The following is a 15,538-nucleotide window of genomic DNA, read 5'->3' as shown; positions in this document are numbered from 1 at the left end:
AGATAGGATGGCATCGGTATTTTGCGTCGCCAATCAGAAGGGCGGAGTCGGGAAGACCACCACCAGTGTCAATCTCGCCGCCGGACTGGCTCAGGTCGGGCAGCGCGTCCTGCTTGTCGACCTCGATCCGCAGGGCAACGCGACCATGGGCTCCGGAATCGACAAGCGCGCCCTCGCCCCCAGCGTCTACCAAGTCCTGCTCGGCCTGGCCTCCATCGCCGAAGCCCGGCGTCACAGCGACATTGCGGGATACGACGTGCTCGGCGCCAACCGCGAACTGGCTGGCGCCGAAGTGGAACTGGTGGATCTGGAGCGGCGCGAACATCGGCTCAAGGACGCGCTCAAGGCCGTGCAAGCGGATTATGACTTCGTCCTCATCGACTCACCTCCATCGCTCGGGCTGCTCACGCTCAACGGCCTGTGCGCAGCGCATGGCGTCGTCGTGCCCATGCAGTGCGAGTACTTCGCGCTCGAAGGTTTGTCGGATCTGGTCAACACCGTGCGCCAAGTCCACACCAAGCTGAACCCCGACCTCATCCTGATCGGCCTGCTGCGCGTGATGTTCGACCCGCGCATCACCCTGCAACAGCAGGTCAGCGAACAACTCAAGACCCACTTCGGCGCCAAGGTGTTCGAAAGCGTGATTCCGCGCAATGTGCGCCTGGCGGAAGCCCCGAGCTACGGCCAACCGGGGGTCGTCTTCGACAAATCAAGCCGCGGCGCCCAGGCCTACATCGAATTCGCCGAGGAAATGGTCCGCCGGGTGCAAGCTCCAGCGGCGAGGACGCCGGCCGCCGCGGTCGAACCATGACGCCCGCCGACCTCACCGTTCTGCTTCTGCCGGGCTGGCAAGGCTCGGGGCCCCGGCATTGGCAAAGCCTGTGGGAACAGCGCCATGGCGACCGGCGCGTGCAACAGCATGACTGGGACACCCCGCTGCGTGGTGACTGGCTCTGCCAGCTCGAAACCGCCGTGCTGGAGGCGCGGGAGCCCGTCCTCCTGGCTGCCCACAGCCTCGGCTGCCATCTCGTCAGCGCCTGGGCAAACGCCAGCCGGCATACCGGCCGCGTCTGCGGCGCGCTGCTGGTCGCACCTCCCGACCTCGATCAGCCGACGCTGCCCGCGGCCTTGCACAGCTGGAGGCCCGCAACAGCACGGCCGCTGCCGTTCCCTGCCCACCTCGTCTACAGCAGCAACGATCCGTTCTGCACCATCTCCGCCGCCTCCCGGCTGGCTAGCGCCTGGGGCGCGCGGCAGACCGATGCCGGGCCGCTCGGGCACATCAATACCGACAGCGAACTGGGCGACTGGCCGCAAGGGCGGGCCTGGCTGCTCGAACTCGCCACTCCGGCCATCGCTTCATCCACCCCCAACCAAGCGGCACGCCATCCATGAGCGCGAATCCATCCCCAACCCCCTCCACCGGCAAGAAACGAAAAGGCCTGGGCCTCGGGCTTGAAGCCCTGCTCGGCGCGCAAGGCGCGGACATCGGGCCGGCGGGCAGCCCCACGACCCTCCCGCTCGACGCGCTGGTGCCGGGCAAATACCAGCCTCGCACCCGCATGGACGAAGGCGCGCTGTACGAGCTGGCCGAGAGCATCAAGGCGCAAGGCGTGATGCAGCCGATCCTGGTGCGGCCGCTGGGGGAAGGGCGCTACGAGATCATCGCCGGCGAGCGCCGCAGCCGCGCTGCGCGCCTGGCCGGGCTCGACAGCGTCCCGGTGCTGGTGCGCGAAGTGCCCGACCAGGCCGCGCTGGCCATGGCCTTGATCGAAAACATCCAGCGCGAAGACCTCAACCCGCTCGAGGAAGCCCAAGGCATCCAGCGCCTGATCGCCGAATTTCATTTCACGCATGAGCAAGCGGCGCAGGCCGTCGGCCGCTCGCGCGCGGCCGTGAGCAATCTGCTGCGATTGATCAATCTCGTCGAGCCCGTCCAGGCCATGCTGCTGGCGGGCGACCTCGACATGGGCCATGCCCGCGCCCTGCTGGCGCTGGATGCCGCGGGTCAGATCCAGGTCGCGCAACAAGTCCATGCCAAGCAGCTGTCGGTCCGCGAAACCGAGCGCCTCTGCGCCCGCGCCGCGCAAGCAGACGGCTCGAAGCACCGCCCCGCGGCCCGGCCCGATCGCGACGCAAGGGATCTCGAACGCCTCGCCACCGAACTGTCCGAGCATCTCGCCGCGCCCGTGCAGATCCGCGTCAAGAAGGGCGGAAAGGCTTTGCGCGGTGAGATCAGCCTGGGTTTTCATTCGCTCGACGAACTCAACGGCTTGATCGCCTTGCTGCGTCCGAAAGGCTGAACCCCGCGCGGCGACGCCTCTTCCTACCCCCGAACAAGCGATGGCGGCGCGCTGCCGCGCGCCTACACTGCCTGTCCATGGCAGGCCTTCCGGCCTGAACCCCGGGGAGTCCATGCAAGATGGACCATGCTCTGCGCGTCTTGTGGCCGCTGGCCATTTCGATTTGTGTCGGCGTGCTCGCCGGAGAGCGGCCCCATGCCCAGCCCGCGTTGCCGGCAAACGCGCCTGGAGCGGGGCCGCGAACCGCCATCTCAAGCGCAAACCCTACTTCGACAACCCCAGCACCCAGATCCCCGACTGTCGAGTCGCGCGCGTCCACAGAGCTTCCCCGCGTCCGCCTGTCGGCCCAGGCCAGCCACATCGACGTGGGCCTGCGTTTCGGCGTCTGGCGGCAAGCGGACGCCGAGAAACTTACCGCCGCCCAGGCGTCCACGGTCCCCGATCATGTGTTCACCCGCCCCGCGGGAAACAATCTCGGCTTGATCAACCACGCCGTGTGGGTGCGAATCCGGCTGCAGCCCGACCCCGACGCCCCGGGCCCCCTCGTGCTCGAACTGGGCCGACCGATCTGGACGCATGCCCAAGCCTTCCTCGTCATCGAGGGGAAAGACGGCGCGCCAGCCCAAGGAGTGGAACCGGCTCCGCTCAAGCGCCTGTACGACCAGCGCCATACCGCCTTCAAGCTGCCGCGCGTGACAACCCCTTCCACACTCCTGCTGAGACTGGAACAGCACGAGGCCATCGCGCCCGTGGTGCGCCTGTGGCAGCCATCGGCCTACGAGGCGCGCACGCATCACGACGCCCTCGTCCAGGGTCTCTTTTTCGGCCTGCTGCTCGCGCTGCTTCTCTACAACGGAGCGCTGTTCCTCAGTTCCCGCGACCCGGCCTACGCCGCCTACGTGCTGTGGCAGGCAGGCACGATGCTGTATCTCGCCGCGGTCACCGGCATCGGCCAGCTCTACGTCTGGCCAGGGCAATACGCCATCCAGGCCCTGCTGCCCGTCACCGCTTCCCTGCTCATGTGCGCGGGAGGCCTGTTCTTCGTTCGCATCTATCTCCTGCTGGCGCAGCGCCTGCCCTACGCCGATCTTGCGCTCGCGCTGCTGCAGTGGTTCTGCGTCGCGCTCGCTCTGGTTAGGCTGATTCCCGGCACCACATGGATCTTGCTGCCCTCCCTCTTGCTCATCGCCATCAGCGCGGTCGCCATCACCCTGACCGCCGCGCTGCGCACACGCCACCAGTTCGTGCCTGCGGGAATCCTCCTGGTGAGCAGCGTGCTCATGCTCGCCAGCGGCTTTGCCACCTTGGGGCGTAGCGCCGGGCTGTTTCCCGAAAACGTCTGGACCACGGACGCGTTCGAATGGGTCGCCGTGCTGCTCGCCCTGTTGCTGAGCTTCGGCCTATCCATCCGCATCGCGCAAATGCGTGAGCGCACACTTCGTCTACAAGCCCTGACCATGCAGGATCCGCTGACCGGGCTCAACAATCGAACGGGCTTGTTCGACGCCGGCTCGAAAGCGCTTGAGCGCACCCACCGCAGCGGTGCCACACTGGCTGTGCTGTGGCTGGATCTGGACGGTCTCAAGCGCATCAACGACGTGTTCGGGCACGCCGCCGGCGATGCGCTCATTCAGGCCGCCGCGCAGCGCATCGAGGCGGCAGCGGGACGGGACGCGGTCTGTGCCAGGCTCGGCGGCGACGAATTCGCCGTCCTGTTGCCCAACCTCCCGTCGCCGCGTCTGGCCGAGGATCTGGCCGCGCATTTGCTGGAACGCCTGCGCGCCCCTTATGTCCTGCAAGGACTGCATGGTCAGCCCCTGCGCTCGAGCGCCAGCATCGGCATTGCCAGCGACGACCCCGCCTCGCCATGCCCGCTTGAAACCTTGATGCTGCGCGCCGACACCGCGATGTACCGGGCGAAATCGCAAGGCCGCGACACCTACGTCATCTGGACCGAAGCGCACGCCCAGGGTGAGGGTGAACAAACGCCCCTGTTCCAGTTCACCCGGCCGGCGATCTGGCCTTCCAATTCGCCGTGAGGCGAACCGGACGCGTCTTACATGACGGGATCCTCGGCGAAAACCGTGAGAACGCCCGTATAGCCATAAAGACGGTCGCCCGCGATCTCGCCTGCGGCGAAGAAACCGACCAGCGGAATGTCGCCCAGATGCTGCCGCACCAAGGCGAGTTCGGCAGAAGGCCCGCCGAAATGGGGCCCGCCTCGCCCGGTGCACGACACATACACGGCTCCGCGCGCGGGTACGGGCCCCGGGTAGGCGAGGGTGGTGCCGGGTTGCGTCGCCGCGATGCGCACTTCGCGCCGCTGCTCCAGTTCGTCGCGCACCTCGGCGCATAGGCGGATCAGGTCGCGTCGTGCGGCCTGCAGGTCACGCCGGCAAAAACGCAGACGCATGCCCGTTTCGGGAGCCCCGGCGATGGCCACGCCCCGGCCGGCCGGGTCGACCCCGATCAGATGCCGCACCGAGGTCTCGGCACCGAGATGCCGGGTTTGGAATGGCGACGCCGACGTCGCCGGCGACAGCCCGGCCAAGGTGGATCGCAGCCGCGGCGCCAGGCGCGGCAACTCGAATTCAGCCTCGCCAAGATCCTGGAGCAGGACGCCCAGCGCCGGCTCGCCGTCGAGGGCATAGATCACGTTTTGCGAACAGCGCGTGATCGCACGCGGCGGACCCACCGGTTCACATCCCTGGGTCAAACCCCCGGCCAGCGCCACGCGCGAGGAAAACGCGACCCCCGACAAGCCGCCATGGAAAACCCCGTCGGCGATCTGCACCGCCTCCTGCCGCGATGACACCAGACCGCCCCAGACATGCCGCGACGCCGTGCGCGCCGCCATGTCGAGCACCAGGCCGTCCATCTCGGGTGTGGCGGGATCGCCGTGCACCATGGCCGTCTGCGCCCCGCGCCAGCCGGTGGACGCTGCCGGCAGGGGTTTGAGACCTGAAAAAACGCGAAAATCGCGCAGCGGAATCTGCATCAGCATCAGCGCGAGCGCCGGCTGATCGAAATATTCCTGAGCCCCGGCCGCAATGCCCACCCCCACGCCACCGACCCAGTGCGCAATGCCGGTGCGCTCGCGCAACGCCGCGAACAAGGCCCCGGCGGCTGGCGCATACGCATCCGTGAAATACACGAGGCCCAGGTTCGGACGCGCGATGGTGTCGGGCTGGGCGCGCGCCGCAGCAAGCTGCGCAAGCGCCTGTTCGAGCGCCGTGCTCCAGTTGGGATGGGACGAATGGGCCGTGATGAAACGCATCGTGACAAAAACCGCAAGCCGGGAAACCAGAAACGCCTTCCCTGGAAGGCATCGGACGCGCCCATCCTAACGCCCGCCCACGACCCCTAGAAACCGATGGGCTTGCGATGGGTTTGATCCGGCGCGGGGCGAACCCAGCCGGCCTGTTCGGGCCTGTTCACACCACGCCTACGTCCGCGTCGGTTTGCTGCCTTTCGCGCCGCTCGCCGAACCCGGGGCTTTGCGGCTCGCCGTCTTGCCGGCGGGTTTCGCCGCGGTCTTGTGCGCGGCGGGCCTTGCGGCCCGGGGCGTCCCCGCTTGCTCCTCCGCACCGGCGCCGACATCGCTGCTCTCGGGCATGGGCCATGGGCTCTCGCGCAGGGCCTGGGTCGCGACCTGACTGAACTGCTGGCTCACGGCGTTCCACCACTGCATCGGATCCATCATTCCGGGCAAGGGGGATGCCGGCCCCGATGCCGCCTTGGCCGCGGTCTCCGCGTCCGGCGCTGGCGATGAGGCCTCCCCGGCACGCGCTTCGGGCTCGGCGGCGGACGAGGCGGCCATGTCCTGGGCGCCGGCCTGCATGGCCTCGGCCATACGTCCGGCCAGATCGCCCAGATCGACGTTCATGGATTTCAACGCCGCCAAGGTCATGCGCTGCACCTCCAACGCCTGGATGGTCGCTTGCGTCAAGCGCGCGTTGGCCTCAAGCCATTGCAGCACGGCCTTCAGCTCCGTGATCTTCTGCTCCAGTTCCTGCGGATCCATGGTCGGGGCCATCCAGCTGGCGAATCCCGTGGGCAGGCCGGCGCCCTTGAGCATGGACTGGAAAAACTCCATGCCCGGGATGGCATGGCCTTGTGCATAGGGGTTCATGGTTTGACCTCACGCGTGTGGAGGCCAGCATAGCGCCGCACATCCGTACTGCAAAGCGCTGAAACCTCAGCCCCCAAGGCCGCGGCCGATTCTCTTGTGCCTGCCAGGGTCCGCGTCTGGCGCGTCAAGGCGCGCGCACCACGGTCTGCTCGATGGCGCCGAACACGCTTCGGCCTTGCGCATCCAGCATCTCGATGCGCACGGTGTCACCAAAGCGCATGAATGCCGTGCGCGCCTCGCCGTGCTCGATCATCTCCAGCGCACGCTGCTCCGCAATGCAGGAATAGCCTCGGCTTCGATCACGGCTCGACACCGTGCCCGACCCGACGATGCTGCCGGCGGCAAGCCGCCGCGTCTTGGCCGCATGGGCGATGAGCTGGCCGAAGTGGAAGTGCATTTCGGGCCCGGCATTGGCCGTGCCCACGACGCGGCGATTCCACTGCACCTGCATGTCCAGGTGCAGCCGGCCTGCGCGCCAGGCCCCACCCAATTCGTCCGGCGTGACGGCAACAGGGCTGAAACTGCTGGCCGGCTTGCTCTGGAAAAAGCCGAAACCCTTGGCCAGTTCGGCGGGGATGAGGTCGCGCAAGCTCACGTCGTTGGCCAGCATGACGAGGCGAACATGATTCAAGGCCGTCTCGGCGTCGACCCCCATCGCCACGTCATCGGTGACCACGGCGACCTCGGCTTCGAAATCGATACCCCAATCCTCGCTCACCGCCAGGATGGGATCTCGCGCACCCAGCATGGCGTCGCTCGCGCCCTGGTACATCAGCGGCTCGCTGGAAAAGCTCGCAGGCATGTCGGCGCCCCGGGCCTTGCGCACCAACTCCACATGATTGAGATAGGCCGAACCATCGGCCCATTGGTAGGCGCGCGGCAAGGGCGCCATGCACTGCCCAGGGTCGAAGTCGAAAGCATGCTGGGCGCGCCCGGCGTTGAGGGCGTCGGACAGATCCTGCAGCACCGAGGAAGCGAACGACCAGTCGTCAAGCGCTTGCTGCAAGCGCGTGAATCCCTGGACATACACGGCGTACTTCAGATCGCGCGACACCACGGCGAGCTGGCCGTCGCGGGAACCATCCTTGAGGCTTGCGAGTTTCATGGGCGAGGGAAAGGGGCTGGCCCCGGGCGCGGGGAACGCGGACGATTGTAGGAAGGCGAACCGATCGGCTCCGGGCACCCTTGCATTCGCGCGCAACTCGGAGTTCCGCTAGGGCCCGTCCGACTCGCCACAGGACGGGTTGCCGCTCGCAGCATGGCGCGAGGGCTTCGAAAACCCGCGAGGTCAAGCGCCGTGAGCGCGGCGCGGCACAATGCGGCATGCCCAAACGCAAGATGCCAGCGACACCTGCGCGCCCCCTGCCGCCAGCCGGGCCGGGTTGGCAACAGGCCTTGCTCTGGGCAGCCTTGGCGCTCTTGCTTCATGCCCTGGCCTTGCATGCGCTGGGCCAGGCCTTCACGCCTATCGAGCCGGGCCGCCTGCCCCGGCCGATTTACGCCCGCCTCTTGCAGCCGACGACGACCCATCCTCAGCCGACCGCACCGGCCATGCAAGCCGCGCCCCAGCACCCGCCGGCGGCCGGACGGCCAGCGGCCTCCGACAGGCCCGCGCTTCGCCTCAGCGACACCCCTCAAGCCCGCCCCGCATCGGCCCCCGCCCAAGCCCCAAGCCCGCCGCGGCCGTCGGCCTCGGCGCCCCGACCGGCCCGGCCCGGACCGCCCTCCTCGCAAGCCACCGCCGGCATGGGCCCGGCCATGCCTCTTTCGGCGCCGAAACCTCAAGCCCATTCGCTCAGCGGAGATGATGCATCGGGCCAGGTCGCCGTCTCGCGCATGCCGGAAGGGCATGCGGTGGGCATCCCGTCGGCCGCGACATCCGGCGGCCCCAAGACGCAGGCCGCCTCCGGCGCGCAAGCCGGGGCGGGCGCGGCATCGGGCGCCCCAGCGGGATACGCACCCGGGTCCTCGCCGCGCGCACAGGCGCCGACGGCTTCGGCGCCGCCCGCCTCGGCTTCAACCGCAGCGCAGCAGCCCGATGCCTACGGCTGGCCGCCATCCACGGAGCTGCGCTACGTGCTCACCGGAAATTACCGCGGCCCACTGCATGGCGACGGCGCCCTGGAATGGGTGCGCGACGGCGATCGCTATCGCGTCGAACTCTCCGGCGCCGCGCTCGTGAGCTTCGCATACACCAGCACGGGACGCATCGATCACAACTGGCTGGCACCCGATCGCTACGTCGAACGCGTGTTCACCCGCCGCAAGGAGGTCGACTTCAACCGCGATCAAGGCACGCTCAGCTTCTCGGCCATCAGCACCGTGATGCCGCTACCCGCCCATCTGCAGGACAGCGCCAGCATCTTCATGCAGCTCGCCCATCTGCTCAGCACCCAACCCACCCACTTCAGCGCCGGCCAGACCCTGGCGTTCCAGGTCGCGCGGCCCAGCGGCACCACCATCTGGGACTTCACCATCACCGGCCAGGAAACGGTGAAGACCGGTATCGGCGCCTTGAGCTGCTGGCACCTCGACCATGCGTCGCGCGACGGCGAACTGGGCGCCGAGGTCTGGCTGGCCCCGGCCCTGCAGAACCTGCCGGTGCAAATCCGCCTGCAGCAAGACGCCGAGACCTTCCTGCTGTTCACCTTGAGCCAGGCACGTCAGTAATCCCTGATGCCGCGCGCGCTCAGCCCGACCGCACACTCACGGCTTTGAGCGCATCCAGATTCGTCACCTCGATGCGCTCAATCTTTCCGCGTATCCACCCCGCGCTGCGAAACCGCGAAAGCACGCGACTCACCGACTCCGGGCGCAAGCCCAGGTAGTCGGCGATATCGGGACGCGGGATATGCGGCAACACATGACGACCCCCACCCGGACCGGCGCCATGCAGCCCGGTGGCCTTGACGATGTAATGCGCCACGCGCGTCGCGGCATCGGCCTGGATCATCCACGACAGCGCATAGACCGGCACGATCCTGCGCGCAAGCACGGACGACAACAACGCCTGCGGAAAGCTGCCCGGATCTCCCACCGGCCTTGCGCAAGTCGCGCTGCAAAGACGGGCGCGCTGCACGCTGGCATACGTCTTTTGCGGGCTGCCGAAACCCAGGCTTGCCTCAAGGCCGATCAAATGGCCCGGAAAACAGAAATCCACAACCCTGCCCCGACCGGCGGCGTCCGCCCAGATTTCCTTGACGACACCGGACCGCAGCGCATACAGCCTGCCCGCATGGATGGGGAGCTGGGCCCCGGCGGAAACGTCGTCAACCGCGATGGCGGGCTCACAGCCGTGACGCATTTCGCGCAGCAGGCTGGACAACTCACAGTCCGTCCGTATTGGGCAGCGTGTGCAAACCTGGGGCGATGGTGCCATGATGGAAATTGCCGCTGCGGCTCGGGGCTTCGCGGCAAGAACGCGCACACCCCGGCTCGACGAGGCGGCCGGGGCGTGCGACGACCATCGCCGCCGATTCATTCGATGTGGAGGACCCTCGTGGCCGTTTCGTCCAGGCGCGGAGACGTGGAGAAAGTATGGAAAGGAGCCGGCGACGGCACTTCCCATTCCAGGCCATGCGCACCCTCCCAGGGGCGCTGAGGCGCCGGCCGGCCATGCCGGCGGATCACGGGCAGGACCACGGCGAACAGGAAATACGCCTGCGCCAGGCCGAAGATGAACGATCCGATCGACGAAATCATGTTGAAGTCGGCGAACTGCACCGGATAGTCGGCATAGCGGCGCACCATGCCGCCTGCACCGAGGAAGAACTGCGGGAAGAACGTGAGGTTGGCGCCGATCATCGTCAGCCAGAAATGGATCTGCCCGGCGCGTTCGTTGTACATGGTGCCGGTCCACTTCGGCGACCAATAGTAGAAGGCCATGAAAATGGCAAACAGCACGCCGATCGCCATGGTGTAGTGAAAGTGCGCGATCACTTGGTAGGTATTGTGAAACTGGGTATCGACCGGCGCCACGGCTTCCGCAACCCCCGAGAAGCCCCCGATCAGGAACATGCTGATGAAGCCGACGGCCCAGAGCATCGGTGTCTCGAAGGTCATCGAGCCGCGCCACATCGTCGCCAGCCAGTTAAAGATCTTCACTCCGGTGGGTACGGCGATGAGCATCGTGGCGTACATGAAAAACAGCTGTCCCGTGACCGGCATGCCCGCCGTGAACATGTGGTGCGCCCACACGATGAAGGACAGGATGGCGATCGACGCCGTGGCGTAGACCATCGAGCTGTAGCCAAACAGGGGTTTGCGCGCGAAGGTGGGCACCACCATGCTGATGATGCCGAACGAGGGCAGGATCAGCACATACACCTCGGGGTGGCCCATGAACCAGAAGATGTGCTGATACAGCACCGGGTCGCCGCCGCCGGCGGCATTGAAGAAGCTGGTGCCGAAATGACGGTCGGTCAGCGTCATGGTCACCGCCCCGGCCAGCACCGGCATGATGGCGATCAGCAGATAGGCCGTGATCAGCCAGGTCCAGGCGAACATCGNTACAGCACCGGGTCGCCGCCGCCGGCGGCGTTGAAGAAGCTGGTGCCGAAATGACGGTCGGTCAGCGTCATGGTCACCGCCCCGGCCAGCACCGGCATGATGGCGATCAGCAGATAGGCCGTGATCAGCCAGGTCCAGGCGAACATCGGCATCTTCATCAGCGTCATGCCCGGCGCGCGCATGTTCAGGATGGTGACGATGATGTTGATCGAGCCCATGATGCTCGATGCGCCCAGCAGGTGAACGGCGAAGATCACCAGGTCCATGCCCATGCCCTGCTGGATGGTCAGCGGCGCGTAGAGCGTCCAACCTGTATCGGGAGCGCCGCCTGGAACGAAAAGGGCCGTCACCCCAAGGAGTGCAGCGGGGATGAGCAGCCAGAAACTGAGGTTGTTCATGCGCGGGAAGGCCATGTCGGGCGCGCCGATCTGCAGCGGAATCATCCAGTTGGCCAGACCCGTCAACGCGGGCATGACGGCCAGAAAAATCATGATCAGGCCGTGCATGGTGGCAAAGGACAGATAGAGCTGGGGATTCAGAAACTGGATCCCCGGTTCGAACAACTCGGCGCGCATGAGCATCGCCAAAGCGCCCCCGACGAACAACATCGCAAGGGCGAACACCAAGTACATCGTTCCGATGTCTTTGTGGTTAGTCGAGAACAGCCAACGCCGCCACCCGTGCGGGTGGTCGTGGGCATGGTCGGCACCATGGGCCGGGGCGTGGGCGGGCTCAAGCACTGCGCTCATCGGGCACTCCTCGTTTTAATTTAATGGCGGCGGGAAACGGACAGTCATCGGCTGGCTGCGCACGGACGATCGCGCAGATGGCGCGACACCGCTGCCACGCCACAGCCATGCGCAGGGTTCCCAGCTTTGTAGTTGTCCGCCCGCAGCTGCCGCCTAAGGGTTAGGCCTGATCCGGGTGACCCAGATCAAAGAGTTGTGGAATTTGACGTTGCGGCCCAGGCCCGGAACAGCCGCCACGAGCAGGATCGGCGGCAACGCATGAAAATGGCGCGCATGCAAACCTCCTTGAACCTCACACTTTCCATGCTCGACCTGGTTGCCGTGCGCGAGAACGGCACGGTCGGCGAAGCGCTGTCCCTTGCCCTGCGCACGGCCCGTCATGCCGAATCGCTGGGCTTCAAGCGCTACTGGCTGGCCGAGCATCACAACATACCCGGCATCGCGAGTTCCGCCACCGCGGTGCTGGTCGGCCATATCGCCGGCGGCACCCGGCAGATCCGGGTCGGCTCAGGCGGCATCATGTTGCCGAACCACGCGCCGCTGGTCGTCGCGGAAGCGTTCGGCACCCTGGCCGAGCTGTATCCAGGCCGCATCGATCTCGGCCTGGGCCGTGCCCCGGGAACCGACGGGCTGACCATGCGTGCCTTGCGCCGCGACCGGGTGGAAACCGAAGACGACTTCCCGCGCGATGTGGCCGAACTCCAGCATCTGCTCGGCCCGGCGCAGCCCGGCCAGCGCCTGGTGGCCACGCCGGGGGCAGGGACCAACGTCCCCATCTGGCTGCTGGGTTCTAGCCTGTTTTCCGCCCAGCTGGCGGCCGCGCGCGGGTTGCCCTATGCCTTCGCGTCGCACTTCGCGCCGCGTCTTTTACTGCAGGCGATCGCGCTCTACCGGCAGCGCTTTCAGCCTTCCAGCGTGCTCGACAAGCCTTACGTGATGATCGGCGTGCCGCTGATCGCGGCCCCCACCGACGATGAAGCCGAATACCTCGCCAGCAGCACCTACCAGCGCGTTCTTGGCATTCTGCGGGGCGAACGGCGCCGCCTGCAGCCGCCGTCTCAGGATTTCCTGACCCGCTTGCCGCCGCAGGAGCGCGCCGCCATCGCTGACTTCCTGGCTGCCGCGGTGATCGGCAGTCCCGCCACGGTACGCCAAGGCTTTGCCGCCTTGGCCGAGGCGACCCAGGCCGACGAATTCATGCTGGTGTGCGACGTCTTCGACCCGGCCCTGCGGCTGCGCGCGCTCGACATTGCCGCAGCGGCGGCGAGGTCAGGCTGATTTCAACGACGCACCGGTCCGGTTTTGAAGCCCGGCATCATGAACGCCTATCGTCCTCGGCCAGAACACGGATGGCCTCTTCCTGCAGCGCGCGGTAGGAGTGCTCCCACGCCGAGGGCTTGGGCTTGGCCAGCTTGACCCGCCTGGCCAGGGATTCCAGCCGCTTGTTGCGCGCTTCCAGATGATCCAGCCTGGCCGCCAAGGCGAGGTAATCCTCGGCGTAAACCAGCCTGACGCGCCGGTCCTGGCAGACGCCAAGGCAAGGCCGATCCACGTCGATCTTGCCGCATCCGATGCATTGCCAGCCATCAATGATCTCCGCCGAGGCCTTCGCCTGCGCCTTGTCCGTCATGCCGACTCTCCTTGCGCGGGTTGGGTTGCGCGATCCGCGCCGCCAAGCGGCCCACCCCGCGCGTGGCGCCACCCGGCCGAAGCACGGACCCGCCGGCGCCGGCAAACCGGCGCCCATCTCAGTGATGCAGCGTCGGCAGGGCGGGGATCATCCAGGGCATCACATGCTGCTGCAACACCACCAGGATTCCCAGCAGCGCCGTGAGAAACACGCTGTGCCAGAAGGTGCGGGCGAACACCAGGCCTTCCTTGCCCTTGAGTTCGGTGGTGGACACGCCGGTGGCGATGTTTTGCGGCGAGATCATCTTGCCCATCACGCCACCGGAGGAATTCGTCGCCGCCATCAGCACCGGGTCGAGGCCCAGCTGTTTGGCCGCCACCACCTGCAGGTTGCCAAACAGGGCATTGCCGGAGGTGTCGCTGCCGGAAAGAAACACCGCAATCCAGCCCAGGAAGGCCGAGACCAGCGGGAACAGCGCGCCGGCGGACGCCACGCCCAGCCCCAGGGTGTAGCTCATGCCCGAGTAGTTCAGCAGGAAGGCCAGGCCGACGATCATCATCACCGTGATGATGGCGATGCGGGTCTGCACCCAGGTCTTCCAGACGCAGCCGAAGAAATCCGCCACCGATGTGCGGGTCCATGCGGCGGTGATGATGGCCGCCAGCAGGATGGCCGTGCCGGTACCCATGGGCTGGAAATCCCACAGCGCCACGTAAGGCTTTTTATAGAGACTGATGAAGACCGCCTTGTCGAGCCCGGGCCACAGCACCTTGGCCTCGCCGATGGTGAACAGCTTGAGATTGACCCAAACGATCACCACCACCGAGACCACCACCCACGGCATCCAGCCGCCATAGCCCACGCGCTGCGCGCCACTGGCCTGCGCCTGGCTGCGCACCACGGTGTAGGCGGGGTCCGGCTCCGGCTTCCAGACCTTCAGGAAACCCACCGTGACGATCAGCGACACCAGCGAGGCCAGCACGTCGGTAAGTTGGTAGCTGATGAAGTTGGAGGTGGCGAACTGGGTGAGCGCGAAGCTGCCGCCCGACACCACCAGGGCCGGCGACAGCTTGGCGATGGACTTGACCCCGCCATACAGCCCCACCACGTAGAACGGCAGCAGGAACGCGAAGAACGGCAATTGCCGCCCCACCATCGCCCCCAGCGTGTCCGGGTGCATGCTGGTGACGGCGCCCAGCACCGTGATGGGCACGCCCAGGGCGCCGAAAGCCACCGGAGCGGTGTTGAAGATCAGGGTGTAGGTCAGGGCCTCGAGGGCCGGAAAACCGAGGCCGATGAGCAGCGCGCTGGTGATGGCCACCGGCGTGCCGAAACCCGAGATCCCCTCCAGCAGGCAGCCGAAGGAAAACGCCACCACCAGCAGCACCAGGCGGCGGTCGTCCGGCAGGTGATCGAGCATCCATTGCCGGAACTGCTCGAAACGACCCGACTTCACGGCCACGTTGTAGAGCAACAAGGCATTGAACACGATCCACATCACCGGCATCAGCGCCAGCGCCATGCCCGCGGCCACCGAGTTGAGGGCTAGGCCGACCGGCATGCCCCAGGCCCCGACGGCAATGACCAGGCCCGTGACCAGCCCGGCCAGCGAGGCCTGCCAGGCGGGCCGGCGCAGCACGCCAAGCATGATCAGGGCCACGGCGATGGGAATCGCCGCGACCAGAAAGGACAACAGTAGCGAGCCCGCAATGGGGGTGAGCGGTTGCGTGAAAACGATGCCCGCGGGCAAGGCGGTCGAAGGGTTCAATGAAGTCTCCTGATGGCGGCTCGAAAGGCCGGCGTGGTCTGGGTGCCTGATTGTTCTCGTGCCCGAATCTTGGTTCGGCCCCAATGGGTGTTGGCGCGCTGAACCATGGGCAGTTGTTGCAGATTGTTCCCCCCAGAATGTCCGCTGGCAACCTGATGTCAGACAATGCACCAGTATTTACACTTAGTAACTCCATTCACAGCATTACACACATGGCTGTTGTGTCGTTATGTCGATGGATCTCGCTCGGTCTGTGCACCTGGGGGTCGCCGACTGCGTTATGGGCACAAAGACACTGGCCGGCGCCCCCATCCGGATCGGGCTTGATTCTTGCTAGTTCGTCCCTATCTGCTGATCAAACTCGAAAACGAATGTTCATCGGGCTGATTGGCGGGTTTCGTCGCAGTGCATGAACCGTTCGGACTTTGCCGCAAATCTCAACGCGAG

12 protein-coding genes and 2 pseudogenes are annotated in these 15,538 nt (G+C 66.6%); 6 read left to right on the top strand and 8 right to left on the bottom strand.

Translation table 11 applies throughout. From position 1 onward, the window contains the following. Positions 1-7 precede the first annotated feature (7 nt). From THIARS_RS03245 to THIARS_RS03230, 4 genes are all read left to right on the top strand, one after another. Positions 8-811 (top strand): ParA family protein, encoded by an 804-nt coding sequence (locus tag THIARS_RS03245; RefSeq protein WP_094159450.1) that lies wholly within the window; start codon positions 8-10, stop codon positions 809-811. Continuing rightward, a complete protein-coding gene (locus THIARS_RS03240) occupies positions 808-1,395 on the top strand; it encodes an RBBP9/YdeN family alpha/beta hydrolase (protein ID WP_094159449.1) in 588 nt (195 codons plus the stop codon). The genes THIARS_RS03245 and THIARS_RS03240 overlap by 4 nt, the downstream gene beginning before the upstream one ends. Continuing rightward, entirely contained in the window at positions 1,392-2,303 is a 912-nt protein-coding gene (locus tag THIARS_RS03235) for a ParB/RepB/Spo0J family partition protein (RefSeq protein ID WP_094159448.1), read from the top strand. Before THIARS_RS03240 ends, THIARS_RS03235 begins: the two co-directional genes overlap by 4 nt. A gap of 365 nt (positions 2,304-2,668) precedes the next feature. Continuing rightward, on the top strand, positions 2,669-4,342 hold the full coding sequence (locus THIARS_RS03230) for a sensor domain-containing diguanylate cyclase (protein WP_186436548.1): 1,674 nt from the start codon (positions 2,669-2,671) through the stop codon (positions 4,340-4,342). A gap of 17 nt (positions 4,343-4,359) precedes the next feature. On the opposite strand, the gene THIARS_RS03225 is transcribed toward THIARS_RS03230, so the two are convergent. From THIARS_RS03225 to THIARS_RS03215, 3 genes are all read right to left on the bottom strand, one after another. Then, entirely contained in the window at positions 4,360-5,580 is a 1,221-nt protein-coding gene (locus THIARS_RS03225; RefSeq protein ID WP_094159446.1) for an FIST signal transduction protein, read from the bottom strand. Positions 5,581-5,748: 168 nt separating this feature from the next. Continuing rightward, on the bottom strand, positions 5,749-6,435 hold the full coding sequence (locus tag THIARS_RS03220) for a PhaM family polyhydroxyalkanoate granule multifunctional regulatory protein (protein ID WP_094159445.1): 687 nt from the start codon (positions 6,433-6,435) through the stop codon (positions 5,749-5,751). Positions 6,436-6,559: 124 nt separating this feature from the next. Further along, a complete protein-coding gene (locus THIARS_RS03215; protein ID WP_094159444.1) occupies positions 6,560-7,540 on the bottom strand; it encodes a fumarylacetoacetate hydrolase family protein in 981 nt (326 codons plus the stop codon). A 218-nt stretch (positions 7,541-7,758) separates the two neighbouring features. Here THIARS_RS03215 and THIARS_RS03210 point away from each other — a divergent pair, with 218 nt between their 5' ends. Beyond that, positions 7,759-9,105, top strand: a complete 1,347-nt coding sequence (locus THIARS_RS03210; RefSeq protein WP_094159443.1) for a DUF3108 domain-containing protein — start codon at positions 7,759-7,761, stop codon at positions 9,103-9,105. 19 nt (positions 9,106-9,124) lie between these two features. Here THIARS_RS03210 and THIARS_RS03205 read toward each other — a convergent pair whose 3' ends face one another. The 3 genes and pseudogenes from THIARS_RS03205 to THIARS_RS19085 all read right to left on the bottom strand — a co-directional run. Further along, positions 9,125-9,760, bottom strand: coding sequence for a Crp/Fnr family transcriptional regulator (locus THIARS_RS03205; protein WP_186436547.1), 636 nt, complete (start codon positions 9,758-9,760; stop codon positions 9,125-9,127). Positions 9,761-9,912: 152 nt separating this feature from the next. Beyond that, positions 9,913-10,941, bottom strand: a pseudogene (locus THIARS_RS19090) (cbb3-type cytochrome c oxidase subunit I); the annotation flags it as partial. A 29-nt stretch (positions 10,942-10,970) separates the two neighbouring features. After that, positions 10,971-11,693, bottom strand: a pseudogene (locus THIARS_RS19085) (cbb3-type cytochrome c oxidase subunit I); the annotation flags it as partial. A gap of 273 nt (positions 11,694-11,966) precedes the next feature. Between THIARS_RS19085 and THIARS_RS03190 the strand changes: the two are divergent. Beyond that, a complete protein-coding gene (locus THIARS_RS03190; protein WP_094160595.1) occupies positions 11,967-12,971 on the top strand; it encodes an LLM class flavin-dependent oxidoreductase in 1,005 nt (334 codons plus the stop codon). Between the two features lie 37 nt (positions 12,972-13,008). On the opposite strand, the gene THIARS_RS03185 is transcribed toward THIARS_RS03190, so the two are convergent. Further along, on the bottom strand, positions 13,009-13,323 hold the full coding sequence (locus THIARS_RS03185; RefSeq protein ID WP_094159441.1) for a hypothetical protein: 315 nt from the start codon (positions 13,321-13,323) through the stop codon (positions 13,009-13,011). A gap of 118 nt (positions 13,324-13,441) precedes the next feature. Continuing rightward, complete coding sequence (locus THIARS_RS03180; protein ID WP_094159440.1) at positions 13,442-15,091, bottom strand: L-lactate permease; 1,650 nt, start codon at positions 15,089-15,091, stop codon at positions 13,442-13,444. Positions 15,092-15,538 lie beyond the last annotated feature (447 nt).

This window comes from Thiomonas delicata (assembly GCF_900088825.1).
Taxonomy (GTDB): Bacteria; Pseudomonadota; Gammaproteobacteria; order Burkholderiales; family Burkholderiaceae_C; genus Thiomonas_A; species Thiomonas_A delicata.
This window is presented reverse-complemented; position numbering and strand designations above follow the sequence as displayed.

Bases quoted from the DNA above. Each gene is read 5' to 3' on its own strand.
- THIARS_RS03210 (WP_094159443.1), top strand. From the start codon at position 7,759: ATGCCCAAACGCAAGATGCCAGCGACACCTGCGCGCCCCCTGCCGCCA.
- THIARS_RS03235 (WP_094159448.1), top strand. From the start codon at position 1,392: ATGAGCGCGAATCCATCCCCAACCCCCTCCACCGGCAAGAAACGAAAA.
- THIARS_RS03185 (WP_094159441.1), bottom strand. From the start codon at position 13,323: ATGACGGACAAGGCGCAGGCGAAGGCCTCGGCGGAGATCATTGATGGC.
- THIARS_RS03225 (WP_094159446.1), bottom strand. From the start codon at position 5,580: ATGCGTTTCATCACGGCCCATTCGTCCCATCCCAACTGGAGCACGGCG.
- THIARS_RS03245 (WP_094159450.1), top strand. From the start codon at position 8: ATGGCATCGGTATTTTGCGTCGCCAATCAGAAGGGCGGAGTCGGGAAG.
- THIARS_RS03190 (WP_094160595.1), top strand. From the start codon at position 11,967: ATGCAAACCTCCTTGAACCTCACACTTTCCATGCTCGACCTGGTTGCC.
- THIARS_RS03215 (WP_094159444.1), bottom strand. From the start codon at position 7,540: ATGAAACTCGCAAGCCTCAAGGATGGTTCCCGCGACGGCCAGCTCGCC.
- THIARS_RS03220 (WP_094159445.1), bottom strand. From the start codon at position 6,435: ATGAACCCCTATGCACAAGGCCATGCCATCCCGGGCATGGAGTTTTTC.
- THIARS_RS03240 (WP_094159449.1), top strand. From the start codon at position 808: ATGACGCCCGCCGACCTCACCGTTCTGCTTCTGCCGGGCTGGCAAGGC.